21 protein-coding genes and 1 other RNA gene are annotated in these 24,752 nt (G+C 61.1%); 3 read left to right on the forward strand and 19 right to left on the reverse strand.

Translation table 11 applies throughout. The annotated features are described in order from the left end of the window. Positions 1 to 385: 385 nt before the first annotated feature. The 7 genes from bamB to ndk all read right to left on the reverse strand — a co-directional run bounded on the left by bamB (position 386) and on the right by ndk (position 8,405). Entirely contained in the window at positions 386 to 1,525 is a 1,140-nt protein-coding gene (bamB, locus tag FH08_RS0100475; RefSeq protein ID WP_031356423.1) for an outer membrane protein assembly factor BamB, read from the reverse strand. A 160-nt stretch (positions 1,526 to 1,685) separates the two neighbouring features. Further along, a complete protein-coding gene (locus tag FH08_RS0100480) occupies positions 1,686 to 2,315 on the reverse strand; it encodes a YfgM family protein (protein ID WP_031356424.1) in 630 nt (209 codons plus the stop codon). Positions 2,316 to 2,416: 101 nt separating this feature from the next. Further along, positions 2,417 to 3,763: a histidine--tRNA ligase gene (gene hisS / locus FH08_RS0100485; RefSeq protein WP_031356425.1), complete on the reverse strand. Its 1,347-nt coding sequence runs from the start codon at positions 3,761 to 3,763 to the stop codon at positions 2,417 to 2,419. 6 nt (positions 3,764 to 3,769) lie between these two features. Further along, on the reverse strand, positions 3,770 to 5,089 hold the full coding sequence (ispG, locus tag FH08_RS0100490; RefSeq protein ID WP_031356426.1) for a flavodoxin-dependent (E)-4-hydroxy-3-methylbut-2-enyl-diphosphate synthase: 1,320 nt from the start codon (positions 5,087 to 5,089) through the stop codon (positions 3,770 to 3,772). Between the two features lie 240 nt (positions 5,090 to 5,329). After that, positions 5,330 to 6,523 (reverse strand): helix-turn-helix domain-containing protein, encoded by a 1,194-nt coding sequence (locus tag FH08_RS0100495; protein WP_031356427.1) that lies wholly within the window; start codon positions 6,521 to 6,523, stop codon positions 5,330 to 5,332. Between the two features lie 214 nt (positions 6,524 to 6,737). Beyond that, complete coding sequence (rlmN, locus tag FH08_RS0100500; protein ID WP_031356428.1) at positions 6,738 to 7,880, reverse strand: 23S rRNA (adenine(2503)-C(2))-methyltransferase RlmN; 1,143 nt, start codon at positions 7,878 to 7,880, stop codon at positions 6,738 to 6,740. Positions 7,881 to 7,979: 99 nt separating this feature from the next. Beyond that, the gene (gene ndk / locus FH08_RS0100505) at positions 7,980 to 8,405 is read right to left on the reverse strand and encodes a nucleoside-diphosphate kinase (protein ID WP_031356429.1); all 426 of its coding nucleotides are present in this window, start codon (positions 8,403 to 8,405) and stop codon (positions 7,980 to 7,982) included. A gap of 425 nt (positions 8,406 to 8,830) precedes the next feature. On the opposite strand from ndk, the gene FH08_RS0100510 reads away from it, so the two are divergent. Beyond that, positions 8,831 to 9,529, forward strand: a complete 699-nt coding sequence (locus FH08_RS0100510) for a Bax inhibitor-1/YccA family protein (protein WP_031356430.1) — start codon at positions 8,831 to 8,833, stop codon at positions 9,527 to 9,529. Positions 9,530 to 9,623: 94 nt separating this feature from the next. On the opposite strand, the gene rlmD is transcribed toward FH08_RS0100510, so the two are convergent. The 6 genes from rlmD to surE all read right to left on the reverse strand — a co-directional run bounded on the left by rlmD (position 9,624) and on the right by surE (position 16,077). Next, the gene (gene rlmD / locus FH08_RS0100515) at positions 9,624 to 10,985 is read right to left on the reverse strand and encodes a 23S rRNA (uracil(1939)-C(5))-methyltransferase RlmD (protein ID WP_051887610.1); all 1,362 of its coding nucleotides are present in this window, start codon (positions 10,983 to 10,985) and stop codon (positions 9,624 to 9,626) included. A gap of 199 nt (positions 10,986 to 11,184) precedes the next feature. Further along, the gene (locus tag FH08_RS0100525; RefSeq protein ID WP_031356432.1) at positions 11,185 to 11,961 is read right to left on the reverse strand and encodes a 3'-5' exonuclease; all 777 of its coding nucleotides are present in this window, start codon (positions 11,959 to 11,961) and stop codon (positions 11,185 to 11,187) included. Between the two features lie 39 nt (positions 11,962 to 12,000). Then, positions 12,001 to 13,095: an RNA polymerase sigma factor RpoS gene (gene rpoS / locus FH08_RS0100530; protein ID WP_031356433.1), complete on the reverse strand. Its 1,095-nt coding sequence runs from the start codon at positions 13,093 to 13,095 to the stop codon at positions 12,001 to 12,003. An 11-nt stretch (positions 13,096 to 13,106) separates the two neighbouring features. After that, positions 13,107 to 14,108: a peptidoglycan DD-metalloendopeptidase family protein gene (locus FH08_RS0100535; RefSeq protein ID WP_031356434.1), complete on the reverse strand. Its 1,002-nt coding sequence runs from the start codon at positions 14,106 to 14,108 to the stop codon at positions 13,107 to 13,109. A 5-nt stretch (positions 14,109 to 14,113) separates the two neighbouring features. Further along, positions 14,114 to 15,322 (reverse strand): protein-L-isoaspartate(D-aspartate) O-methyltransferase, encoded by a 1,209-nt coding sequence (locus FH08_RS0100540; RefSeq protein WP_031356435.1) that lies wholly within the window; start codon positions 15,320 to 15,322, stop codon positions 14,114 to 14,116. After that, on the reverse strand, positions 15,319 to 16,077 hold the full coding sequence (gene surE, locus FH08_RS0100545) for a 5'/3'-nucleotidase SurE (RefSeq protein WP_031356436.1): 759 nt from the start codon (positions 16,075 to 16,077) through the stop codon (positions 15,319 to 15,321). The genes FH08_RS0100540 and surE overlap by 4 nt, the downstream gene beginning before the upstream one ends. 196 nt (positions 16,078 to 16,273) lie before the next feature. Between surE and FH08_RS0100550 the strand changes: the two genes are divergently transcribed. Beyond that, positions 16,274 to 17,248 (forward strand): NADPH:quinone oxidoreductase family protein, encoded by a 975-nt coding sequence (locus tag FH08_RS0100550; RefSeq protein ID WP_031356437.1) that lies wholly within the window; start codon positions 16,274 to 16,276, stop codon positions 17,246 to 17,248. A 286-nt stretch (positions 17,249 to 17,534) separates the two neighbouring features. Here FH08_RS0100550 and FH08_RS0100555 read toward each other — a convergent pair whose 3' ends face one another. The 6 genes from FH08_RS0100555 to ffs all read right to left on the reverse strand — a co-directional run bounded on the left by FH08_RS0100555 (position 17,535) and on the right by ffs (position 23,700). Continuing rightward, positions 17,535 to 18,740 carry a CaiB/BaiF CoA transferase family protein gene (locus FH08_RS0100555; RefSeq protein ID WP_031356438.1) on the reverse strand — a complete coding sequence of 402 codons (1,206 nt, stop codon included), beginning with the start codon at positions 18,738 to 18,740 and terminating at the stop codon, positions 17,535 to 17,537. A gap of 80 nt (positions 18,741 to 18,820) precedes the next feature. After that, positions 18,821 to 19,045 carry a DUF1653 domain-containing protein gene (locus tag FH08_RS0100560; RefSeq protein WP_031356439.1) on the reverse strand — a complete coding sequence of 75 codons (225 nt, stop codon included), beginning with the start codon at positions 19,043 to 19,045 and terminating at the stop codon, positions 18,821 to 18,823. A 44-nt stretch (positions 19,046 to 19,089) separates the two neighbouring features. Beyond that, on the reverse strand, positions 19,090 to 19,686 hold the full coding sequence (gene recR / locus FH08_RS0100565) for a recombination mediator RecR (protein WP_031356440.1): 597 nt from the start codon (positions 19,684 to 19,686) through the stop codon (positions 19,090 to 19,092). 35 nt (positions 19,687 to 19,721) lie between these two features. Further along, positions 19,722 to 20,048: a YbaB/EbfC family nucleoid-associated protein gene (locus FH08_RS0100570; protein ID WP_031356441.1), complete on the reverse strand. Its 327-nt coding sequence runs from the start codon at positions 20,046 to 20,048 to the stop codon at positions 19,722 to 19,724. Between the two features lie 392 nt (positions 20,049 to 20,440). After that, on the reverse strand, positions 20,441 to 23,299 hold the full coding sequence (locus tag FH08_RS0100575) for a DNA polymerase III subunit gamma/tau (RefSeq protein ID WP_031356442.1): 2,859 nt from the start codon (positions 23,297 to 23,299) through the stop codon (positions 20,441 to 20,443). Between the two features lie 302 nt (positions 23,300 to 23,601). Beyond that, an RNA gene (gene ffs / locus FH08_RS49955) (signal recognition particle sRNA small type) lies at positions 23,602 to 23,700 on the reverse strand. A gap of 394 nt (positions 23,701 to 24,094) precedes the next feature. On the opposite strand from ffs, the gene trxA reads away from it, so the two are divergent. After that, entirely contained in the window at positions 24,095 to 24,421 is a 327-nt protein-coding gene (gene trxA / locus FH08_RS0100580; protein ID WP_031356443.1) for a thioredoxin TrxA, read from the forward strand. Positions 24,422 to 24,752 lie beyond the last annotated feature (331 nt).

Genomic DNA, 24,752 nt, shown 5'->3' on the forward strand with positions numbered 1-24,752 from the left:
AAATTAGCACGGTTTCCGCGGAGACCGCAGCGTGCAGCGATGTTCCACGTTCATGGCGTTTGAAGCGCATGTGGAACGCGCTGAGCGCTCCGCCAAACGACATGATCGATCGGGCAACGTCACCCGAAGGTGTGGACCCGCTTGCACAATCCTGCTGCCGGAATCCCGATGCCTGGTGTTGCCTATGGTTGCTTCTACTGCTTGGATACCACCTTAATGCTACTTGTGCGCTTATTTGCCGCACGATGATCCTTCACGCGCGGCCTTGATGAATCGATTCTATTCGCACGGCGCGGACTCAAAAAACAAAAAAGTCCGGAAAAACGCGAACGGCCGGCAAAGCCGGCACGTTCGTCAGAACGCTAGATCAACTCAAACCGTCACATCAGCGTGGACGGAAACCGTACAAGCCGCCGTCGTGCGTCTGGATAACCAGGGTATCGCCCGCCAACACAGGCGCAGCAGTGATTGCACTGCCATCGGTCTTAGCCCGGCCGACGAATTGTCCATTTGCCGTCGAAAGGAAATGCACGTAACCCTCGAAGTCGCCAAGCACGACCGCGCGGCCCAGGATAAACGGCACGCTGACCATGCGATTCTTCAGCTTGTCGTTCTTCCAGAGCGGTGCGCCGTCGATCCCGCTAAACGCGTTGACGATCGACCAGTCGTCGCCGGCAGCGACCATTTCGTTGTCCTGCGCCAGGCCGCTGTCGCTCGAGAACGCCTTTTCCCATTGCGGACGGCCCGAATTCGCATCGAAACATCCAATGCGGCCCTGGAACGTCACCGCGCACGTTTCCGATCCCACCAGAGTAGGCGCACCGGTGACGTCGTTGATACGCTCGACTTCAGTCACGCCCTTCGGGAACGACACCGGCGTCTGCCAGTAGGCGTCGCCGGTTTGCAGATTGATTGCTGCGAAGGTACCGCCCGGGAAGCCCGCCAGCACCGCCTGCGAAGCGGCGAACGTCATGCCCGCAGCCACACGCAGGTTGAGCGGCACGGCGCGCGCCTGGAATATCCACTTCTGTTCGCCGGTTTGGGCGTTGAACGCAATAACCTTGCCGTCGATCGTCCGTACGACGACGACGTCATTGCCGACCAGCGGCGGCGAGATGATTTCGCCCGGTGCGGTTGCCGTCCAGAGTTGCTTGCCGTCCGGTCCGAGCACGTAGACGTTGCCTTTCAGGCCACCGACCGCGGTCAGGTTGCCGTCGCTGCCCACGCCCGCCGACAGATCGTCTTTGAGCTTGATGCGCCATACGTCCTGACCGGTCTTGGCATCGATCTTCGCCACCGTGCCGTTCGCGCCAGCCGCGTAGACGAAGTCACCAATTGCCACCGGCGAGAACAGGTAACGTCCGGCCTTGCCGACACTCGCCTTCCAGGCCTGCTCCACGGTCAGGACCGGCTTGATGTCTACAAGCGGAGTCGGTATGCGGCGTTCGTCCTTAGTCGCGCAGGCGGTGAGCATAACCGTCATCGCGCAAGCGAGCGGAAGAGCGTAGCGTTTCAGAAAGGTCATCGGTGGACGCAACATGAATAAGTGAAATCGGTTGATCGGTGTGCGGCGTGGTGCTCGCTAAGGTTGCAATCACCGCTGCAAACCGGTGACTTTAACCTAGTGAGCGACGCGCCTGCATAAGGACGAGGTCGGCTGACAGGCCTCAAGGCGGCCGTCGGCGCTAGCCGCCGAGTGCGTCCAGCTTGAACTGGACCAGTTGACGAGCGGACGTATCGGATTTCGGCAGCGTGTCGAGCGCAACCTTGTAAGCGGCGCGCGCGTCATCGCGCTTGCCTTCGGCCGCCAGCAGGTCACCGCGACGGTCCGACACCACACCCTTGAACGCGTCGAGCGGCGCGTCAGCGAGCACCTTCAGGCCAGCGTCATAGGCTTTTTCATCGAGCAGCAACAAAGACAGCCGCAATTTCGCGATCTGTTTGTATTCATCGTCCTTCGCGTGGTCGGCGGCCCATTGCAGTTGCGTTTTAGCCCCTGCACTGTCCCCTGCGGTGTATAGCGATTTGGCGGCGGCCAGCGCCGTCATCTGCGCGTACGCGGTGCCGCCGAACTTGTCTTCCATGTCCGTCGCGGCCCGTGTGACCATTGCCTTGTCACTCGATGCCACCGCTTGCTGCACCTGGTCGTAGAGCACGGCAGCTTCGGCCGCCTGCCTGCGCTGCCAGAAATTCCAGCCGTTCCAGCCCGCCGCGACGACGAGCACAGCAAGGACGATCCAGGTCGTGGAGTTGCCCCATTTCGCCCACCAGGCTTTCAGATTTTCAAGTGACTCTTGTTCTTCGTGATAGCTCATGCCCTGCGTATTCCTTGACTGCTTTTGTATTCGCGCGCAACGCTGCACGCCGTTGTTTCGACCCGCTGCACGGCTTTGCCCGCGCGGCGCCGCCCGACAAATCAGTCGGCGCTATCGTCGGCGGTTGCCACCATCGCATTGATTAGAAATTCGGTCAAGTCTTCCACCGGCACCGTGGCTTGCTCGTTCTTTTGCCCCGTCGACTCGACCGATGCACTGCGCAGCGGCTTCACGCCGACCATGCCCTGCGCCAGTTCGTTCTCGCCCAGCACCACGGCAAAAGCCGCACCGCTGGCATCGGCCTTTTTCATCTGCGACTTGAAGCTCGCCGGCGTGCCGTCCGGGCTGCAATGCAGGATCACGTCCAGGCCGGTGTCGCGCAGCCGCTCGGCGATGATGAACGCCTGCTCCGCCGCCGCTTCACCCTGGTGCACCACGTAGATGTCGGTGCCTTCCGGCGCCGGCACCAGATCTTCTTCTTTCAGCAACTCAAGAATGCGCTCGACGCCCATCGCCCAGCCGCACGCCGCCGTCGGCTTGCCGCCCAGTTGCTCGATCAGCGGATCGTAGCGGCCGCCGCCCGCCACCGTTCCCTGCGCGCCGAGCTTGTCGGTCACCCATTCGAACACGGTGAGATTGTAGTAATCGAGACCACGAACCAGACGCGGATTGATCTTGAACGGGATGTTGTTCGTCTTAAGCAAACGCTGAACACCGTCGAAGTGCGCGAGCGATTCGGCCCCAAGGAAATCAACGAGCTTCGGCGCGTTGGTCGCAATCTCCTGCATCGCCGGATTCTTGGTGTCCAGCACGCGCAACGGATTGGTGTAGAGACGGCGCTTCGATTCTTCGTCGAGTGCATCAACATGCTGCTCGAGATACGCGATCAGTTCCTTGCGATGCGCCGCACGCTCTTCCGGCTGGCCGAGCGAGTTCAGTTCGAGCCGAATGCCGGAGAGTCCGAGATCGTCCCACAAGCGCTGGCACATCATGATGATTTCAGCGTCGGTGTCCGGTCCGGCGAAGCCAAGCGCTTCCACGCCGACTTGATAAAATTGCCGGTACCGCCCGCGCTGCGGACGCTCGTGACGGAACATGGGACCGATGTACCACAGCCGCTTCGGGCCGTCGTAGAGCAGATTGTGTTCGATCGACGCACGCACCACAGCCGCCGTATTCTCCGGGCGCATGGTGAGTTGCTCGCCGTTGAGGGCGTCGGTGAAGCTGTACATTTCCTTCTCGACGATATCCGTCACTTCGCCAATGCCGCGCGTGAACAACTGCGTGGGCTCGACGATCGGCGTGCGGATCTGCTGATAGCCGTATGCGCGCAGCATCGACTTGACGGTGCTTTCGAAGAATTCCCACAACGCGGCATCCTGCGGGAGGATGTCGTTCATGCCCTTCACGCCGCTCAGTTTCTCGAGCTTTTTCTTCTGTTCAGTCATCTGTCTTTAAAGTGTTTCTGCCTGCGCGGTTTCGCGCTTGCCGTAGGTCCGCGTCACGTACTCGCTGACGATTTGCTGGAAATCCTCGGCGATATGCTCGCCGCGCAGCGTCTTGACCTTCACGCCGTCGATAAACACCGGCGCCGCCGGATTCTCGCCCGACCCCGGCAAGCTGATGCCGATATTCGCCTGCTTCGACTCGCCCGGTCCATTCACGATGCAACCCATGACCGCGACGTGCATTTTCTCGACGCCTGGGAACTGATCGCGCCATTCGGGCATTGAGTTGCGCAGATACGCCTGGATCTGCGACGCCAATTCCTGGAACAACGTGCTGGTGGTGCGTCCGCAACCCGGGCATGCAATCACCATCGGGGTGAACGAACGCAGGCCCATGGTCTGCAGGATTTCCTGGCCGACGATCACTTCGCCGGTCCGCGCGCCGCCGGGTTCCGGGGTGAGCGAGATGCGGATCGTGTCGCCGATTCCTTCCTGCAGCAGCACCGACAACGCTGCCGTCGACGCTACGATGCCCTTCGATCCCATGCCCGCTTCGGTCAGGCCGAGGTGCAACGCGAAGCTGCAGCGCTTGGCCAATTCGCGATACACGGCAATCAGGTCCTGCACGCCGCTTACCTTGCACGACAGGATGATCTTGTCGCGCCCCAGGCCCAGTTCGACCGCACGTTCCGCCGACCCGATCGCCGATTGAATCAGCGCTTCATACATCACGCTTTGCGCTTCCCACGGGGTGGAACGGGCCGCGTTTTCGTCCATCATCCGCGCGAGCAGATCCTGGTCGAGGCTGCCCCAGTTCACGCCGATCCGGACCGGCTTGTCATAGCGCGCAGCCGCTTCGATCATCTGGGCGAACTGCGTGTCGCGTTTGGCGCCCGCGCCCACGTTGCCCGGATTGATCCGGTACTTCGATAATGCTTCGGCGCAAGCCGGATAGTCGCGCAACAGCGTATGACCGTTGTAATGAAAGTCTCCGACGAGCGGCACGGTCACGCCCATCCGGTCAAGCTGTTCGCGTACCGCGGGCACTGCTGCTGCGGCTTCGGGCGTGTTCACCGTGATCCGCACCAGTTCCGATCCGGCTTGCGCCAGTTCCTTGACCTGGATTGCCGTGCCGATGGCGTCGGCGGTATCGGTATTCGTCATCGACTGGACGCGCACGGGCGCATCGCCGCCGATTGTCACGAGCTGACCGCCCCAGCGGACGTCGACGGCATGCGATGAGCGCCGTTTCCACGATCCGCCGAAGACGGGCTCCGACGAACAAATCTTGCTTTCAATAAGGGGTTGTTGAGCTTCGGATTGCATCGAAAGACCCTTTGCGCCGCCGGCTATCACACGGTGACGCGTATCTGGACATGAATGAGACTCGAGGACATAAAAACGGCGCCGCCACCTTTGCGACGCCTTGATGAAATCTTCGCACAACTCCGTGTCAAGGCTGAGAACCGGTCTCAAAGCCCCTCACGCTGTGTGGCGTAATTCTTTCAAGCCCGCGTTGTCTAACAACGCGGACTCAACCTCACGCGAGCACGCGCGCGGCCGAACTCAAGGCAGCGAAAAGCGGGCGACGTTGCCCTTCGCAGGACCGAATTTAGCTGCATCGACGGGTTGTCCGTCGAACATCAACGATTCAAGGCCCGCACGATTTCCGACCGTGATCTTGAACGGCGCGTCGCCTGCCACCTGTTGCACGCTGCCGGCTTTGACCAGACCCGAAAACACTTCCTTGCCATCCTTCTGGCGCACGCTGAACCAGCTATCGCTTGCCACCTTCAATTCAAGTTGGTTCGCGCCAGTGCCGACCGAAGCAACCGCTGATGCAGTAACAGCCGCACCCGCCTTTACTGCATTCGCCAACGGCGCCGTGACCGGTGCGCTCGCGCTTTGTGGATGCGCGGCGGCGCCCTGAACGGCCGTAATGGTGGATGAAGACGCGGGAAGCGCGTTCGTACCTAGCGGGCTCGGCATAGGCTGGGCACCTGCCTGCGCGGCAGCCTGAGTTCCCGCCTGAGCCTCGGCTCCATTCGCCTGCGCTTCCGTAACGGCGTCACCCGACGCGACCGAACCCGTATTAGCCGTCGCTTCGTCGGTAGCCGCCGCCGACGAACTCGCACTGGTGTCGCTGTTCGTTGCCTGGGTTGCACTGCTGGCGCTGGCCTTCAGCCGGGCAAACCATGCGGCAGAATCCCCGCCCGTGTGCCACATCGCGAGCGCAATCACGGCCACGATCACAGCAGCAACGCCCCACAACCAGGACCGGCGTCGCGGCGAACTGCCCAGCGGGACCGACACGCGGCCACGCGGCAAACCTGCACCGGACGATGCCGGCAACGATAAATTCTGCTCGAGGGGGCCGTTAGCGTGACGCAACGCGGCCGTGAAGGGAGCCGGGTCGGCACCCATGATTTTCGCGTAGCTGCGCACAATGCCCGTCGCGAAATTCCGGTCCGGGAAAAGGCTGAGATCACCGCTCTCGAGCGCACGCAGTTTCTGCGGCGATACCTTCAGCCGCGCGGATACGTCGTCCAAAGACCAGTTCTTCGCTTCGCGAAGTTGCGTAAGTCGCACACCCACCGCGGCGACTGAATCAAGACTCGCTGCCTGCTGAATGCCGCCCGGCGCGGTATTGGCGGCGCTCGCGGCGTTCTCGGGCTGACTTCCGGGCAAAGCACCGGACTGACTGCCTGATTGGCCAGCTTTATGAGCGCCGAAAGGCGTCGGGTGCTGCGGCTCACTCATCCCAAATTCCTCGCATTGATTCTTTTTTGTCGCTGTTCAGCTTCGTTGCTGACCTTAGCGCCACCGCACGACACAGCCGAGTCGGCGTTGCAGACGGCTTTATAACAAAATGCACGGCATTGTGTGCCGCCTTCTGGCATTTATTGCCGGATTTTCCAGTTTTTCCGCCGAATGAGGCGCCGCAGGCCGGCAGCGCAACTATCCCGCCGGGAACTCAGACAGCACGAACCTCGATGACCTTCGCCGGCTTGCCCATGCGCTGCGCCAGCCGCGTACGATCCTGGACCGCGCCTGCCAACTGCCCGCATGCCGCGTCGATGTCGTCGCCGCGCGTCTTGCGCACGGTGGTCACGACGCCGGCGTCCATCAGCACTTGCGCGAACCGCTTGATCTGTTCGTTGCTCGAGCGCATCAGACCGGACTCGGGGAACGGATTGAACGGGATCAGGTTGAATTTGCACGGCACGTCGCGCGTGAGCGCAACCAACTCGCGCGCGTGCGCTTCGGTGTCGTTCACGCCGTCGAGCATGCAATATTCGAATGTGACGAAATCACGCGGCGCGACCTTCAGGTAACGCTGGCAGGCGGCCATCAATTCCCGCAACGGATATTTCTTGTTGAGCGGCACGAGCATGTCGCGAAGCGAGTCGATGGGCGCGTGCAGCGACACGGCAAGCGCGACCGGCAGATCCGCGCCGAGACGGTCCATCATGGGCACGACGCCCGAAGTGGACAACGTCACGCGGCGACGCGACAGTCCGTACGCGTTGTCGTCGAGCATCAGCCGCATGGCCGGCACGACCGCGTCGTAGTTGAGCAGGGGCTCGCCCATGCCCATCATTACGACGTTGGTCACCACGCGATCGGCCTTGCCGTTATTCGGCGCGCCGTCACTACCGCTTTTCGAAGCCCGCAGCGCAAACTCGGCCATGCGCAACTGGCCGATGATCTCGCCCGTGCTCAGGTTGCGCGAAAAGCCCTGCTTGCCGGTGGAGCAAAACCGGCAATTCACGGCGCAGCCCGCTTGCGACGAAACGCAGAGCGTGCCGCGATTTTCTTCCGGGATGTACACGGTTTCGACCGCGTTGCTGTTACCCACGTCGATCAGCCACTTGCGAGTGCCGTCGGTGGACACGTGATCGCGGACGATAGCGGGCATGTCCAGGCTTGCCCGCCCTTTCAGTTTTTCACGCAGCGATTTCGCCAGATCCGTCATGCCGTCGAAGTCGTCGACACCGAACTGGTGAATCCAGCGTTGCAATTGCTTGGCGCGAAACGGCTTCTCGCCCAGGCTGTCGCAATAAGCGACGAGCCCGGCGGCATCGAGGTCCAGAAGGTTGACTGTTGCAGCTGTCATTTCGATTCTGCCATTTCCTTGCTGAGCGAAAAATGGAACACGTTCTGAGCCGCGCTCCAGCTATTTCGCGCCAATTCCAGCGATAAATCTACTCCCGAATCAACGCGAATAGACGTTCACTTCGGGGAAGAAGAAAGCGATTTCCTGACGTGCGGTTTCAGCAGCGTCCGAACCGTGCACGGCATTAGCGTCGATGCTGTCGGCGAAATCCGCGCGGATCGTGCCTTTGTCAGCCTTCTTCGGGTCGGTCGCGCCCATCAGGTCACGATTCGTCAGGATGGCGTTCTCGCCTTCCAGCGCCTGGATCATCACGGGGCCGGAGATCATGAATTCGACCAGGTCCTTGAAGAACGGGCGTGCAGCGTGAACCGCGTAGAACTTTTCCGCGTCAGCGCGCGACAGGTGGACCATGCGAGCTGCGATGACCTTGAGGCCAGCTTGCTCAAAACGGCTGTAGATCTGGCCGATCACATTCTTTGCCACTGCATCCGGTTTAATAATCGACAGGGTGCGCTCGATCGCCATGAAAAACTCCAAAAAATGAACGGGTTACGAAAATAAATGAATCGACAATTGTAGCACGAAGCGTTGTATGATTGCGATGGAAACCTTACGACTTCGTAAGCATCAAAGCATAGGTGAAACGTGGTTCGGAATTGCAGTGCGAACCGCAACGTGGGTATGAAACGCGCGGTAATTTTAGCGGTCTTGCTGCTGCGCCGCAGCATCGTTGATTTCGGTGCAAGATGGGCCCATATTTTGTGTTGAAACGGCCTTCGGGCCCGCAGCGTACAATGCAGCCAAAGGGTGTTCGCGGCAAATCGTCCAACGAGCCCGACCGACCGACAAAAGCCGTGTATTCGCACAGCACAGCGTCGGCGTTTTAGGGCAAAACAAGCCGGTGTTTTTGGAACCAGATGGCTTTACACAAGTTTAGGCAAGGAGAAACCATGAACGAATCCCCTTACGGTTTTGGCCGCAGCGGTAGCGTCACGTCGTCCGAAACCCGCAACCGCGTACTGCGGAACACCTACTGGCTGCTCGCGCTGTCCATGGTCCCAACCGTGTTGGGCGCTTGGGTCGGTGTAGCAACAGGGTTCTCCCTGTTCGCGGCAACCAGCCCGGCCATGAGCTTCATCGCCTTCATGGCAATCGCGTTCGGCTTCATGTTCGCCATCGAGCGCACCAAGAACAGCAGCATTGGCGTGTTCGTGTTGCTCGGCTTCACGTTCTTCATGGGCCTGATGCTGTCGCGTTTGCTGAGCTTCATTCTCGGCTACACGAACGGGCCGCAGCTCATCATGATGGCGTTTGGTGGCACTGGTGTGATCTTCGCTGCCATGGCGACGATCGCGACGGTCAGCAAGCGCGACTTTTCCGGTCTCGGAAAGTGGCTCTTCATGGGCGTACTGGTATTGCTGCTCGCCGCGTTCGCGAACGTGTTCCTGCACCTGCCGGCCTTGATGTTGACGGTATCGGTGCTGGCTATCGTGATTTTCTCGGCGTACATGCTGTTTGACGTCCAGCGCGTGGTGAATGGCGGAGAAACGAATTACATCAGCGCCGCACTCGCGATCTATCTGGACTTGTACAACGTATTCACGAACCTGTTGATGCTGCTCGGTATCTTCGGCGGCAACCGGAACTGATTGCGCGTTAATTCTGCTTCGCTCGCAAAAAACCGGCCTTTTCGAAGGCCGGTTTTTTTATGCTCGGAAAGCTGGGAGATGCAAAACCCCGGGATCAATCTCGCTCGAACAGCGCAATCGATTCAACGTGCGATGTATGCGGAAACATGTTCACCACACCCGCGCCCTTCATGCGATAACCGGCATCGCGCACGAGCACGCCCGCGTCCCGGGCGAGTGTTGCCGGATTGCAGGAGACGTACACAATGCGCTTGGGCAACACGCCCTCACCGCTGTGGGCAATCTCCCCCAGCGCCTTTGATACCGCCAGCGCACCCTCACGCGGTGGATCGATGAGAATCTTGTCGAAGGGACCTAGCGCGCGAAAATCGTCGGCTGTGATCTCGAACAGGTTTCGGCATGCGAACGACGTATGCTCATGGACACCATTTGTCCTGGCGTTTTCCAGCGCACGTTCTGTGAGGCCCGCGCTACCCTCTATTCCCACCACCTCACGTGCCACCCGCGCGAGCGGCAGCGTGAAGTTGCCGATACCGCAAAACAAATCCAACACCCGATCCGTGCGCTGCGCGGCAAGCAGCCGCAACGCGCGGCTGACGAGCACCCGGTTGATCTGATGATTGACCTGGGTGAAATCGGTTGGCTTGAACGGCATGCGGATACCGAATTCCGGCAGCGTGTAAGCCAGTTCCTGCCCGAGAGGATAAAACGGATAAGCCGTTTCCGGTCCCTTTGGCTGCAGCCAGAACTGGACACCATGGGTATCGGCGAACGTACGCAGCAGCGCTTCATCCGCTGGCGTCAACGGCTCGAGTACCCGCAGGACCAGCGCGGTTGTCTCAGCGCCAACTGCCACTTCAATCTGCGGCAGGCGGTCGCGAATGGACAAATCCCGGACGAGCGCGCGCAGCGGCATCAATAGCGCCGACACATTCGGGTGCAGGACGTCGCACGTTTCAATATCGGCGACGAAACTGCTCTTTTTCTCGTGGAATCCCACCAGCGCGCCGCCCTTTCCCGCGATCAGCCGCACCGCCAGCCGCGCCCGGTACCGGTATCCCCACGACGGCCCGTGAATAGGCCGGTAGATCGTTTCGGCGTGGAGCTTGCCGATGTGCTGGAGGTTGTCCTCGAGGACGCGTTGCTTGACGGCAATCTGCGCCCGCACATCGAGGTGCTGCATGGAGCAGCCGCCGCATTTACTAAAATAGGGGCATTTCGGCCGCGTGCGCATGACGCTTTCACGCAGGATTTTTATCAGCAGCGCCTGCTCGAATGCGGCCTTCCTACGAAAGCTCGCGTACAACACGCGTTCACCCGGCAGCGCACCTTCCACGAAAATAACCTTGCCTTCCGAGCCGTCCTCGGCCGTCGCGCGGCCGACACCTTGGGCGTCCATATCGAGCGATTTGATTTCGATCTCGAGCGGTGCAGCCGAAGGGTCCAGAGGAACGATCCGGACCGGCGGATTCCAGCGATTACGCGATTTTTTTCGAGCGTGAGACACCTGCGGACTTCCTGGCTAAAGAGAAAATAAAGTGAAAAGAATGAACAATCGGGAAGTGGAAGACGAAACGAAAAGCGGGGCCAACACCCCGGAAAAGAGCAGCAAAGGCGAGATTGTAGACGATGCCGGGTGAGCCCCGGCGCGGCGCTCAGTCGTCGAATGCCGCCAGATATTCAGCCCAATGGGACGCCGGTTCAAGCGCGAGCGCATTCTTTACAAAGCTGATCTCGTCGGCATACTCCTCAGGGGAAAACCCGCCGCGCATCAGTTGAAAACGGCAGTACATCAGGTACGTGTTGACCACGTCCGTCTCGCAATAATTGCGGATCTCTTCTATGCGTCCTTCCGAGTACGCCTGCCAGACCATGCCCCCGTCCATGCCCAGCTTGCCGGGAAAACCGCACAGCTTGGCGAGCGCATCGAGCGGCGCGCTCGCGCGCGCCTGGTACATCGCTAGCACGTCCATCAGGTCGGTGTGGCGCGCGTGGTAACGGCTGAGGTAGTTGTTGTAGCGAAACTCGCGATCGTCGTTGCCCTGGTCCCAATAGCGGGACGCCGCCACGCCGTGCACCATCGCTCGGTAGTGCAGCACGGGCAGATCGAAACCGCCGCCATTCCATGAAACGAGCTGCGGCGTATATTTTTCGATCACGCGAAAAAACGATTGGATCAGCGACGCCTCGGAATCGGTCGTTGCGCCGAGCGAACGCACGCGAAAACCCGTGTTATCTCGAAACACGCACGAAATGGCGGCAATGCGCTGCAGATGGTGCGGCAGGAAGTCGTTGCCTACCTTTTCGCGGCGCGCGGCGAACGCATGCTCCGCTACTTCGATGTCGGTCAGCGTGGCGGGAAGGGTGTCGAGACGGCGAATACCGTCGACATCGGGAATCGTCTCGATGTCGAATACGAGAATTGGAGTCATTACTTTTTTAAGGACAGCATTGCAAGGACGACGCTGCGCCTAAAGCACGGCGTCTTTTCGCACACCGTTCGATGCAAAGAAACGCTTGAGCCGGACCAGCGCTTCCTGCTGGATCTGGCGCACGCGTTCGCGCGTCAGACCCATTTCGTCGGCGAGTTCTTCGAGCGTGGCCGGCTCAATATGGTTCAGGCCGAAACGGCGCTCGATCACGTGCCGGTGTTTGTCGGAGAGACGGGAAAGCCACAGCTTCGTGAGCGTTTCAAGTTCACGATGTTGAACTTCCGAATCCGGCGACTGGCTCGCGTCGTCGGACAGCAAATCGAGCAAACTGCTCGCCGGATCGAGATCGAGCGGCGCATCCAGCGACGCCGTGTGTTCATTGAGCGCGAGGATGTCTGTCACTTCCTCGGGCGTTTTGCCAGTGAGATGCGCGATGTCATCGATACTCGCGTCGCGCCGGTCCGGCGCAATGGCCGCCGTCGAGTTCGCCGAGCTTTTTTCGAGATGACGTTTCGCGCGCAGCACCTGATTGAGTTCGCGTATCACGTGCACGGGTAAACGCACAGTGCGCGCCTGATTCATGATCGCGCGCTCGATGCTCTGCCGGATCCACCACGTGGCATAGGTCGAAAACCGGAAACCACGCGTGGGATCGAATTTTTCGATAGCGTGCATCAAGCCGAGATTGCCCTCCTCGATCAGATCGAGCAGCGGCACGCCACGGTTCAAATACCCCTTCGCGATACTGACCACCAGCCGCAGATTGCGCTCGATCATGACCTGGCGCGCTTCGAATTCGCCGGCTTTCGCCAGCCGCGAATAGCGCTGCTCTTCCTCGACGGTCAGCAACGGTTTCACGCTGATGCGATTCAGATAATGCTGGATTGTGTCGGCCGTGAGTTCGGCCTGCAAAATAGACTTGAAGTCGTCGACGTCAGGTACGGAATCAGCCGCACCCTCGACGGCATCCTTGCAGTTTACGCCACCTTCTTCATCTGAATCGAGCTCGGCGTCGGCCGTTTCGCTTTCAGATTCGTCTGCCTGGCTCGAAGCGCCGTCGTCCACCGTTGTCTGCGTGGGTCGGCTGATTGTCTCAGTCTCGGCTTGCGGCGGGCGGCGCTTCGATTTAGGCATGATGATTTCGCTTATTGCGGCGGCAAATACTTCAGAGGGTCGACAGGTTTGCCCTGCCGGCGAACTTCGAAATGCAACATCACACGGTCCGAATCACTGTTGCCCATCTCGGCGATTTTCTGCCCTTTTGTCACCGCGTCTCCTTCTTTTACCATCAAAGCACTGTTATGTGCGTACGCGGTAAGAAAAGTTGCGTCGTGCTTGATGATGACCAGATTTCCATAGCCGCGCAGACCGTTGCCGGAGTAGACGACCCGTCCATCGGCCGCTGCATTGACCGGATCTCCGCTTGCGCCGCCAATGTTCAAACCTTTGTTCTTCGCTTCGTCGAACGTGCCGAGAATCGGTCCACGCGCCGGCCAGATGAACGCCGGTTGCGCAGCCGGAACCGCGGCCGCGCCATTGTCGACACCCGTTCCCGGCGGCTGCGTCATGGCCAAGCCTGGCGCCGCTGTGCCCGGCATGGCCCCCATGCCGGAAGACGTACCGTAATTCGGTGCCGGCGGGGTACTGCCGTTTGCGTACCCATTCGTGCCAGGCGCCGTACCGGGGGCCGCCGCCGAATTCGCTCCGTACGTATTGTTGAGCGGCTGGGCCTGCACCCCACCGCCAACAATCGGAGCGGTAGAAACGCCCGGTGTTGCAGCCGCGAGATTGGCGCCCGGAGGCGCCACGCGCAGCAACTGGTCGACTTCAATCTGGTTCGGGTTCGTCATGTTGTTCCACGACGCGATATCCCGATAATTCTGGCCGTTTTCCAGTGCGATCCGGTATAGGGTGTCACCCGGCTTCACCCGGTAGTAACCCGGCGGCGGCGGACCCGGCGGCAACGCGGCTCCATCCTGGGCGGTCTGCGTGCCGATAGCGGATCCAGTCCGGTCGACGACGGGCGCCTGATCCATCCGGGTCGCGCAGGCGGCCAGTGCGGACAGCGCCACGACGCATACACCGCGCTGAACCACCGACAGACCGGGGTTCGCGCTCACTTCTCGTTTAGCACGCAACATACTCATCGGTGTCAAATCACTCCGGATTTTAAGGGTACAAAGAAAACCCGATCGAGCTGCGACTCGCGCCACTGAGTGGGCGAAACGCGCTCGACGAGTGTCAGTATCTGCGCTTGCGCCGTCTGGGATCCGACGGGCGCAACAAGTCTGCCGCCTACAGCGAGTTGATCGAGCAACGCCTGCGGAACGTCGAGGCCGGCACAGGCAATCACAATGGCGTCGAACGGCGCGACCGCCGGTAATCCGAGGCGCCCATCGCCGTAATGCAGACGGATGTTCGGCACACGCAATGGCCGCAGGTTCAGCTTCGCCCGCTCGGATAACGGCCGGATCCGCTCAATGGAATACACGTCAGTTGCAACCTGCGACAGCACGGCCGCCTGATACCCGCAGCCCGTGCCGATTTCCAGCACATTCCTGAGCGTGCGCCCGGTGGCGACCAGCTCGATCATCCGCGCGACCACCGACGGCTTCGAGATAGTCTGATGATGACCGATGGGCAGCGCCGCATCTTCATAGGCCTGCGTGGCAAGTCCGGGATCGACGAACATATGGCGCGGAACGGCGGCCATGGCGGCTAGCACGCGTGCGTCCGTAATGCCGTTGGCACGCAGCCGTTCGACCATGCGCTCGCGCACTCGTTCCGATGTCAGCGCGTGGGTGCTTTGCTGCCCGGCCTGTGATGCAGTCTTTCGGACGGCGCTCGATTTGACCTCTGGCTGCGGCGCCGGTTGTGACTTCGATTTTGCATCCAGCTTTATGTTCGTCCTGGACTTTGGCTGAGCATCGCGTGTGTCGTTCGGACGCGCACCCGAGCGCAACGCGCCAGGCTGATGATGCGCGACCACCGTGGAAGGCTTCGACGCAGCATGCAATCTTGCTGCCGAACGATGTCCATCTCCCGCCGATGCAGCCTGACTCCCCGCCACGCCTCGCGCCGCCGTGTTGCCCGCGAGCGCCTTTGATTCAGGTTTCGCCGCCACACTCGCCTTCATCCCGGCATGCATGCCAGCCGATGGTTTTACTGCCCTTCCGGCCGCGAGCTTCGGGGCGGCTGCAGAGACCTTGTGCGTGCCGGCCGCGGATTTCAAAACGCCGCCACCCGAAATCGCCTTCAATGCCGGCTTGCTGCGCGCATCGGGACGCGCAGTCGCCTTGCGCGGCTCGCGCACCAGATCGGCGAGCGCCAGCGGAAAGCGTTTCGCGCGTTCGTCCGTCATGAACGGCGGCTCCGTGCTTCAGCCCACTCGCGCGTAGCCGGCAGCAGCTTGGTGTGTGTCAGATCGAGTTGCAGCGGCGTAATCGATATATGGCCGTTCGCGACCGCATGGAAGTCCGTGCCCTCGCTCGCATCGAGCGCGTCGCCGGATGGCCCGATCCACCAGATCGGGTTACCGCGCGGATCGATTTGCCGAACGACCGGCTGCGACGGATGGCGTTTGCCCAGCCGCGTAATGCGCCACTCGCCCATCTCGTCATACGGCAGACTCGGAATGTTCACGTTGAGCAGCGGATGGCCGGGCATGGGGTGCGCGAGATAATGCGCGACGATGTCCGCCGCCACGCGCGCCGCGTCCTCCAGATGCAGCCAGTCGCGCCCGACCAGCGAGAAGGCAATGGCCGGCACGCCGAACATGAACCCTTCCGTGGCCGCCGCGACCGTGCCGGAATACAGCGTGTCCTCGCCCATGTTCTGGCCGTTGTTGATCCCCGATACGACCAGATCCGGCTGCTCGGCCAACATGCCCGTCAGCGCGATGTGCACCGAATCCGTTGGCGTGCCGTTCACGTAGTTGAAACCGTTCGCCGCGGTGTGAATGATGAGCGGGCGCGACAGCGTCAGTGAGTTCGAAGCGCCGCTGCAGTTTTGCTCCGGCGCCATCACAGTGACTTCGCCAAGCGGCTGCATGGCCTCGTGCAGCACGTTAAGGCCGCGGGCCAGATAACCGTCGTCGTTGCTGAGTAGGATTCGCATCCGACGATTGTAACCGAGGAAGGAAGGCCCGCGGATCGACGTCGGGGCCCTCGGCCAAACGGTCTGCTACAGCGCTTTACAGTGGGCAAATTGCGCGCGTTTTATAGACCGTCCGGCCAACGCGACAGCGGCAGCAGCACGCTCACGCAGCCCTGATCTACACTGCCAGATCACGATAATTTCACCCGGAGACACCATGCGCGCCATTCGATGCAACCAGTACGGACCACCGGAGTCCCTCGTCCTCGAAACACTGCCCGATCTGCAGCCCGGGCCGGGCCAGGTTGTGATCGACGTACGCGCCGCCAGCGTGAACTTCCCTGACGTCCTCGTGATCCAGAACAAGTATCAGATGAAACCCGAACTGCCGTTCACGCCGGGTTCCGAATTCGCCGGTGTGGTGCGGGCCGTGGGTCCGGACGTCAAGCGGCTGAAGGCCGGCATGCGGGTCGCCGCCTACACGGCGCAGGGCGCGTTCGCCGAGCAGGCGCTGGCAAGCGAGGCGGCATGTATGCCGTTGCCCGACGACATCGACTTCGCCAGCGCTGCAGCCATTACGCTCGCGTACGGCACCTCGCACCACGCCGTGGTCGACCGGGGTGCACTGAAGGCCGGTGAAACCATGCTCGTGCTGGGCGCGGCGGGCGGCGTCGGGCTGGCAGCGGTGGAAATTGGCAAGGCGCTCGGTGCGCGCGTGATTGCGGCGGCGTCGAGTCCGGAGAAGCTCGCGTTGTGCGTGAAACATGGTGCGGACGCCACCATCGACTACACGAGTGAAAACCTGCGCGAACGGATCAAGGCGCTGACAGACGGGAACGGGCCCGACGTCATCTACGATCCGGTCGGCGGCGAGTACGCGGAGCCGGCTTTTCGCAGTATCGGGTGGCGCGGCCGGTATCTCGTGGTCGGGTTTGCGAACGGCGAGATTCCGAAGCTGCCGCTCAACCTCGCGCTGCTCAAGGGCGCAAGTATTGTCGGCGTGTTCTGGGGCCAGCATATCCAGCGGGAGCCCGGATTGGCGAGTGCCGCGTTGCAGCAGATTTTCGGTTGGATCAAGGAAGGCCGGGTACGGCCGCATGTCACGAAGCGCTACGCTCTTGAAGAGACCGCCGCCGCGTTGAACGAGATGGCTAGCCGACGGGTGTCGGGGAAGATCGTGATCGAACCTTGATGGATCGTGAGGTGGCGGATGACGGTTGCGTGTTCTCACAACGTTGAACAAGCTGGCCGCCGATCTCACATCTTTTCGATATCGCAGGTGCTCGGCTGGCGTTTCATCGAATGTCGCGCTCACTCCGGCGTTGCACAGGGTCTCCTCAAGCACCAGCGCTCATGCCGTCTGTACCCGGTGCTGGCGAGCACGGCGTTGATGTCGAAGCTACCTTTAGCTTGCAGGATCAGCTAGCCGACCCCGCGTGCCGAGTTCTGTGTTTTGCGGACCGTTGACGTGGAAATGCTTAAATCGCCTTGCTCGCCCGCAGTCGCGCAATCTCGTCAGGCTCATACCCGAGAGATTGCAGGACTTCATCGGTGTGTTCGCCGAGTTGCGGGCCGAGCCAGCGTGTCTCGCCCGGGGTCTCCGACAACTTCGGTGTGACGTTCGGCAGCGCAATCTCCCGGCCATCCTGCCAGGGAAAATGCTGGATCATCTGGCGCGCGATGTATTGCGGATCGGTGAACATATCGGCCACGCTGTAGATCCGGCCGGCAGGAACATCCGCGGCGTTCAGCACGGCGAGCGCCTCATCGATGGAACGGGTACAAAGCCATACGCGGATAGCATCGTCAATTTCCCGCGTGCGCGGCACACGCCCGTCATTCGATGCCAGCGTGGGATCGTTGCCCAGGTCCTCGCGGCCGATGGCAAGCATCAGCCGTTTGAAGATTGGATCGCTGTTGCCGCCAATCACAATGCTGCCGTCGCGGCACGGATACGTATTCGACGGCACGATGCCCGGCAGCGACGCGCCCGTGCGCTCGCGGATCATGCCGTACACGCCGTATTCGGGGACAACGCTTTCCATCATGTTGAAGACGGCTTCGTACAGCGCGACATCGACTACTTGTCCTTTGCCGCCATTCGCTTGCCGGTGATGCAACGCCATCAGCGCGCCGATCACGCCATGCAGCGCTGCAATGGAGTCACCAATGGAAATGCCGATGCGCGGCGGCGGCAGGTCCGGGTAACCGGTGATGTGGCGCAATCCGCCCATCGATTCGGCGATGGCGCCAAAGCCCGGCCGGTCGCGATACGGCCCGGTCTGCCCGTAGCCCGACAGGCGCACCATCACGAGACCGCGGTTCTCGGCCGACAACACCTCGTAACCCAGCCCGAGTTTCTCGAGCAAGCCCGGCCGGAAATTCTCGACGACGATATCGGCTTCCTTCGCCAGCCGCCGGACGATTTCCTTGCCTTCGGGGGACTTGAGGTTGACCGTCACCGACTTTTTATTGCGTGCCTGGACGGCCCACCATAGAGATGTCCCACCCACTTCCGGATACAGCTTGCGCCATTTGCGCAGCGGATCGCCGCCGTTAGGATCTTCGATCTTGATCACGTCGGCGCCAAACTCGCCCATGAAGCGTGCGGCGAACGGCCCGGCGATCAGCGTACCGAGTTCGAGCACCTTGACGCCGGCGAGCGGTCCCGAAGAAACGCTCATGGTGTCTCCTTCGTTGTCAGTTTCGAAGCGGTTTGAAGTGGTTTATCTGGGCCGGAAAGGCCTTCAGTGCGCATCGCCTTTTACAGCGGAATGTCGAGCGCCTTGAACCGCGGCGACCCGTCGGCGAGTGTGCCGTTGAATAATTCCGCCGGACGCACCCACAGGCCATGATCGTGCGGCCAGAGATGCTCATAGACGATCATCGGCTCTTCCGTCTCTGAATGCCTCGCCACGCCGATCACGCGATATAAACCGCCCTTGTAATGCCGGTGCGTGGCGAGCGCCAATGCTTCTGCTTCAGTCATATCGTTGCCTTGTTGCGGTGTGACTAACGCCTACAAACTGCTGTCTAAACTGAGCGCCGGTCAAGCATTGCACGCGCAATCGTACCCGCGTCAACGTATTCGAGTTCGCCGCCTACCGGCACTCCGCGCGCCAGGCGCGTCACCTTCAGGCCCTTCGACTTGAGCGTCTGTGCGAGGTAATGCGCAGTCGCCTCGCCTTCGTTCGTGAAGTTCGTAGCGAGCACGATTTCCTTCACGAGGCCGTCAGTGGCGCGCTGGATCAGGCGATCGAAATGGATCTCTTTCGGCCCGATGCCATCGAGCGGACTCAGCCGTCCCATCAACACAAAATATAGCCCGCGATACGTCAGCGTCTGTTCGAGCATGATCTGGTCGGCGGGTGTTTCGACCACACAAAGCAGTTCAGGATCGCGTTCGGGGTCGATGCAGACTTCGCAAATCGCCGCCTCGGTGAACGTATTGCACTTCTCGCAATGCTGCAGATGCTCGGTGGCGAACATCAGAGAGCGGCCGAGCTTTTCAGCGCCCGGCCGATCGTGCTGCATCAGGTGATAGGCCATGCGCTGCGCCGACTTGGGACCCACGCCCGGCAGCGCGCGCAGCGCTTCGACGAGCGCCGACAAGGCGGAAGGTTGTTTCATGCGCTTGGGACCCTATGCTCTGAGGGTTGAGGTGTTTAGAACGGCAGCTTGAAACCCGGCGGCATCGGCATGCCGGCCGTCATGCCGCTCATCTTTTCCTGCGTGGTGGCTTCGGCTTTGCGCACGGCGTCGTTGAACGCAGCGGCAACGAGGTCCTCCAGCATGTCCTTGTCGTCGGCGAGCAGGCTCGGGTCGATCGATACGCGGCGGACGTCGTTTTTGCACGTCATGGTCACCTTCACGAGGCCGGCGCCGGACTGTCCTTCCACTTCGACCAGGGCGAGTTCGTCCTGCATCTTCTTCATGTTGTCCTGCATCTGCTGAGCTTGCTTCATCAAGCCGGCGAGTTGGTTCTTCATCATGGTCGGGCTCCTTGCTGGAAACGGGGTAAAGAGAATGGGTGCATGCCGCGCGGTTCGGGATCGGCTCGCCTGCGCGCGGGCTGTGAATGGGTGATGGTTGTTGCTTTGTGTGCTTTATATGTTTTGCAGCGGGTGTTTCGATGTTCGTTCAAGCCGTCCAGCATGAAGGAGTTCCTTACCTTCGTGCTTGCCCAACCCTCTCGGGCGGGCGCTTTAACGCTCTGACTGGTTCGCTCCGCAGGGGTTCTGGCTGTATCGCTTTCCAGCGTTCTCATGGGCTGCGTAGCTTAACGGCTCTCGGCGCTTGAGCACTGTGTGCTTGCCTGCGGCGCAGCTCACCATGATGTTCCGCCCTGCACCACGCTATTCCTTCTTCGCCCACCGAAAAAACGTCAATTCGCCGATGCCGCGTTCTGGCTGCCATCCTGCGCGTTACCCAATGCCAGCGGCTTGATCGAACCTTGCACGATACTCGCGCCAAAATCGCGGATCAGCGACTGCACGAACGGGTTCTGCGTAATCTCCTGCTCCGCCTCCTGCTGGCGCTGCGCGCGAACGGCGGCATCGACCGCCGCGGCCGTGCGACGCGCCGGACCGACACTCACGTTCACGTCGATCGACCGGCCGAGCTTATCGGTTAATGCAACCTTCAGCTTCGCGACCTGCGCGCTTTCGGCGTATTGCGGGACCGGCACGGCAAGCGTGATGGACGTGTCGTCGCACGCGGTCAGTTCGCTATTGAAGGCGAGTTGGTACGCGATCCCCTTCAGCGGCAAATCCACGGCAAGCGATGGCCAGTCACCACTCACTCCAATGGCATCGAGCGCGACGGCGGGCGGCAGCGGACGTGCATCGACTTTGGGTGCAGGCTTGGCGGCGGGCGCATCGTTAAAGCGCAAGTCATCCGGGCCGCTGTCAAACGCCGGCATGAAACCGTCGTCGGGCGGCATGAAATAGCCATCTTCCGACGACACCGGTTGATAGTCGTCCAGCGGCATTTCCTCCCACGGAGGGGTTGCGCCGCCGCTGTTCTTGCCGGGGATAGCACCAGTGCCGTTAGCGTTACGCGGCGCTACGCCATTTGTATCATTGCCGTTCGCGTTGGGCTGCGCGCCACCGAACCTGGAGTCGCCCGCGGCAGGTGCTGCGCTTTGATCGGCTGAAGCAGCAGGCCGGCGCGGCACAGGAACCTGCACGGCAGGCGCCACTTTGGCGGCTGCGGGTTTGCGCACGGGTTCGGGAACACGCGATACCCGATCGGACGATACCCGATTGCCGGCGCTGCGCAACACATCGAGCGCGGCGCTAGCACCGCCCGCCGGACGTGGCGACGCGTTTTTTTCGGCCGACGGCACGGCCCGGTTGTCGACGCGATTCCCGGGCCGATCGGCAGCGGCGCGATCGACGAGTTCCTGGGCGGCGGCTGCCAGCGTCGCCGGACTGGAATCGGGTTCGGCCGCCGGAGTGGCTAATACGCCATCCGGCGATGCACCGGGGCCGGTAGGTGACGAAGGCGTGTCGCCGGAAGACTGCGAATTCAAAGGATCTGAGGATAGCGCGGTCACTTCGGGCGATTCGGGTGCAGCAGGAATGGCCGCCGACGCGCTTCGAGCATCTGCCGCGCCTGCCTCCTCTGCACCAACTTCATGCCCGGCCACAAGCGTGTCCATCGGCGCTTCAGTCTTCCCGTACGCGGTATCGTTTGGAGCGCTTTCGAGGGCCAAGGAAACAGCGGGATTATCGACAACCGCAGCCGCTTGACCAGGCTCCGTGACAGCCCGCGGCTTCGCAACCGGCTCAGGCTCAATGGCAAGGCTTTGCACGGTATCGTCGCTAGTCGCTGCACGATTTTCGCTCGGGACGGATACAGAATCCACCGTCGGTGCCGCAGCCGAATCGCGCCCATCCGCAGCAGCACTACGCCCGGTCAACGCTGCTTGACCCGCATCCTGCGAGAGCGGCGCTTTTTCGCGCTCCGAACCCGGTGCGGCCGGTCCTTTCGAAGCGACATCAGCCGCGCGACCCACCACGGGCTTTGCAGCCCCCGCTACCGACAAACCCGTCCCACCGGCTACAACACCGCTCGGCGCCGATTCACGTGTGCTCGCACCGGCCGAACCCACAACCGCCTGCCTGACCCGCGCGCCGCCACCGCCGCCCGGACCACCAGCGGGTTCGAACGCAAGCATGCGCAGCAGGGTCATGGTGAAACCGGCGTATTCATCGGGTGCCAGACCCATCTCACCGCGCCCGATCGTTGCAATCTGATAGAACAGCTGCACGTGCTCGGCGCTGAGCAAGTCGGCGAAACGGCGGATATCGGTTGCCTCCGGCCATTCGTCCAGCACCGAAGCAGGCGCGAATTGCGCCCAGGCGATCCGGTGCAACAAGCCGGCCAAATCCTGCAGCGCGGTGGAGAACGACAAACTGCGCAACGCCATCTCGTCCGCGATGCCAAGCACCCCCTCCCCGTCGCCGGCGGCAAGGGTATCGAGCAAGCGGATCAGATAACTCTGGTCGAGCGCGCCGAGCATGCCGCGCACGGCCTCCTCGGTGACCTGATTGGCCGAATACGCGATGGCCTGATCGGTAAGCGAAAGCGCGTCGCGCATGCTGCCGTCGGCGGCACGCGACAAGAGCCGCAACGCTTGCAGCTCGAACGGGATCTGCTCTTCACCGAGCACATGTTCCAGATGCCCCACGATCTGCCCCGCCGGCATCTGCTTCAGATTGAACTGCAGGCAGCGCGACAGCACGGTGACCGGAATCTTCTGGGGATCGGTGGTGGCCAGGATGAACTTGACGTGTGCAGGCGGCTCTTCCAGCGTCTTCAACATGGCGTTGAACGCGTGGTTCGTGAGCATGTGCACTTCGTCGATCATGTAGACCTTGAAACGCGCGTCGACCGGGGCGTACACCGCGCGCTCGAGCAGCGCGGCCATTTCGTCCACGCCGCGATTACTGGCCGCGTCCATCTCCACATAATCGACAAACCGCCCCTCATCAATCTCCTTGCACGCCCGGCATACGCCGCACGGCGTGGATGTCACGCCGGTCTCGCAGTTGAGCGCCTTGGCGAAGATCCGCGACAGCGTCGTCTTGCCGACCCCGCGCGTGCCGGTGAACAGATAGGCGTGGTGCAGCCGTCCGCCGTCGAGCGCGTGCGTAAGCGCGCGTACCACGTGCTCCTGGCCAACGAGCGAAGCGAAAGATTTGGGCCGCCACTTGCGTGCGAGAACTTGATAGGTCATGCCGAAATTGTATCAGCAACGTCAAGGGGCAAAGCGTTTCGCCTAGTGGCACACGCCCGTGGAAGCGACGAGTCAAAACCTCCCGCGCATACCTGCAGAATGGCTTCTTCAAGGGCGAAAATCGTGAGCAATAAAGGTGAGAAGTAAGCGTATGAAAAACGCAAACCTTAACAGGACGCAAGAAACCTGGAAGACAGGAGATTCGAAACGAGGGACAAAACGATGAGAACTGAGGAGATGCTCGGGAAACTACGGGGGGTACGGCGAAGAACTGAGGACAGCGGATAACGACAAAAAGCGAAGGTGACGAGCCCGACCCTCGGCACTGGTAGAAAACGGCTGTGGCTGCTTCGTTCCCGACCTGACCAGGTTGACCGCGCCACCATGCGAGGAGGCCCGTCACGGAGAATCATATCAGAGAAGGATCGCCACGCCCACCATGCTATTGCAATTCAGGCGCGCAATCGCAATATGCGTGACCTGGGGGCAAGCAGCCTTGCCACATGTGCTCGCTGGTTAAAACCGCCGCTGAATAGGTCGCAATATCGCGCGCCGGAGGTTCGTCCCGACGGGGCCTATCGGTACCCGGCAACAGATAGCAAAGTAAGCTAAGATGACATTTTAAAGCACTGGTTAATCACCGTGTGACGGGCAGAAGGCGGCTTTTCCGGCAACGGTATGCGCCCATCCAAGCGAGCGGTTCTACACCCCGCAGCGCGGCGAACTATTTCCTGTTTTGGTGTATCGTGGCGAGCATTCAAACGCGGGCCTCGAATTCATAGAGGTATTCACATAATGAGCGAATCGATCAAACATATCAGCGACGCATCCTTTGACCAGGACGTCACGAAATCGGATAAACCTGTCTTGCTCGACTTCTGGGCGGAATGGTGCGGTCCTTGCAAGATGATTGCTCCGATCCTCGACGAAGTGGCCAAGGATTACGGCGACCGCCTGCAGATCGCGAAGATCAATGTGGACGAGCATCAATCGACACCGGTGAAGTTCGGAGTGCGCGGGATCCCCACGCTGATCCTTTTCAAGAATGGTGCAGTCGCTGCGCAAAAGGTCGGCGCATTGTCCAAGTCGCAACTGACCGCGTTCCTGGACAGCAATCTGTGATTTGAAGCTGGGCCCGAAGTTGTGACTCGAAGCCGGAAAGCCCGCAACGGCATTTCCGGCTTTCGCGCATTAGCTGGCTTCCAGCGACAAGCGCCGGCGTCCGAACCGGGTCTTATCCGGGCAGCGCCGGTGAATACAAGTAAAGACGGCAAAAGCGGTTAACTGCACGTGAGATTTCTGCAGATTGTTGTGATGCCACAACATGAGCGAATCACACTGTCGCCACGGCCACCCGAGGCCCTGTCGGCATGTGCTATGCTAGAATCCTAAGACTGCAAGACGTTTCTTAAGACAGCAATACGTTTAGGTCCTTGAGCGTTCAGCTCACTTC

The sequence above is a fragment of the Caballeronia sordidicola genome (genome assembly GCF_000729995.1).
GTDB lineage: Bacteria > Pseudomonadota > Gammaproteobacteria > Burkholderiales > Burkholderiaceae > Caballeronia > Caballeronia sordidicola_A.

Excerpts from the sequence above, each read along its gene's own strand:
- FH08_RS0100570 (WP_031356441.1), bottom strand. The coding sequence starts at position 20,048 with ATGATGAAGAACCAACTCGCCGGCTTGATGAAGCAAGCTCAGCAGATG.
- rpoS (WP_031356433.1), bottom strand. The coding sequence starts at position 13,095 with ATGCCTAAATCGAAGCGCCGCCCGCCGCAAGCCGAGACTGAGACAATC.
- FH08_RS0100540 (WP_031356435.1), bottom strand. The coding sequence starts at position 15,322 with ATGACGGACGAACGCGCGAAACGCTTTCCGCTGGCGCTCGCCGATCTG.
- bamB (WP_031356423.1), bottom strand. The coding sequence starts at position 1,525 with ATGACCTTTCTGAAACGCTACGCTCTTCCGCTCGCTTGCGCGATGACG.
- FH08_RS0100555 (WP_031356438.1), bottom strand. The coding sequence starts at position 18,740 with ATGAGCGTTTCTTCGGGACCGCTCGCCGGCGTCAAGGTGCTCGAACTC.
- FH08_RS0100495 (WP_031356427.1), bottom strand. The coding sequence starts at position 6,523 with ATGAGTGAGCCGCAGCACCCGACGCCTTTCGGCGCTCATAAAGCTGGC.
- FH08_RS0100550 (WP_031356437.1), top strand. The coding sequence starts at position 16,274 with ATGCGCGCCATTCGATGCAACCAGTACGGACCACCGGAGTCCCTCGTC.
- trxA (WP_031356443.1), top strand. The coding sequence starts at position 24,095 with ATGAGCGAATCGATCAAACATATCAGCGACGCATCCTTTGACCAGGAC.
- FH08_RS0100510 (WP_031356430.1), top strand. The coding sequence starts at position 8,831 with ATGAACGAATCCCCTTACGGTTTTGGCCGCAGCGGTAGCGTCACGTCG.
- ndk (WP_031356429.1), bottom strand. The coding sequence starts at position 8,405 with ATGGCGATCGAGCGCACCCTGTCGATTATTAAACCGGATGCAGTGGCA.
- rlmN (WP_031356428.1), bottom strand. The coding sequence starts at position 7,880 with ATGACAGCTGCAACAGTCAACCTTCTGGACCTCGATGCCGCCGGGCTC.
- FH08_RS0100575 (WP_031356442.1), bottom strand. The coding sequence starts at position 23,299 with ATGACCTATCAAGTTCTCGCACGCAAGTGGCGGCCCAAATCTTTCGCT.
- FH08_RS0100480 (WP_031356424.1), bottom strand. The coding sequence starts at position 2,315 with ATGAGCTATCACGAAGAACAAGAGTCACTTGAAAATCTGAAAGCCTGG.
- hisS (WP_031356425.1), bottom strand. The coding sequence starts at position 3,763 with ATGACTGAACAGAAGAAAAAGCTCGAGAAACTGAGCGGCGTGAAGGGC.
- recR (WP_031356440.1), bottom strand. The coding sequence starts at position 19,686 with ATGAAACAACCTTCCGCCTTGTCGGCGCTCGTCGAAGCGCTGCGCGCG.
- surE (WP_031356436.1), bottom strand. The coding sequence starts at position 16,077 with ATGCGAATCCTACTCAGCAACGACGACGGTTATCTGGCCCGCGGCCTT.
- FH08_RS0100525 (WP_031356432.1), bottom strand. The coding sequence starts at position 11,961 with ATGACTCCAATTCTCGTATTCGACATCGAGACGATTCCCGATGTCGAC.
- ispG (WP_031356426.1), bottom strand. The coding sequence starts at position 5,089 with ATGCAATCCGAAGCTCAACAACCCCTTATTGAAAGCAAGATTTGTTCG.
- FH08_RS0100535 (WP_031356434.1), bottom strand. The coding sequence starts at position 14,108 with ATGAGTATGTTGCGTGCTAAACGAGAAGTGAGCGCGAACCCCGGTCTG.
- FH08_RS0100560 (WP_031356439.1), bottom strand. The coding sequence starts at position 19,045 with ATGACTGAAGCAGAAGCATTGGCGCTCGCCACGCACCGGCATTACAAG.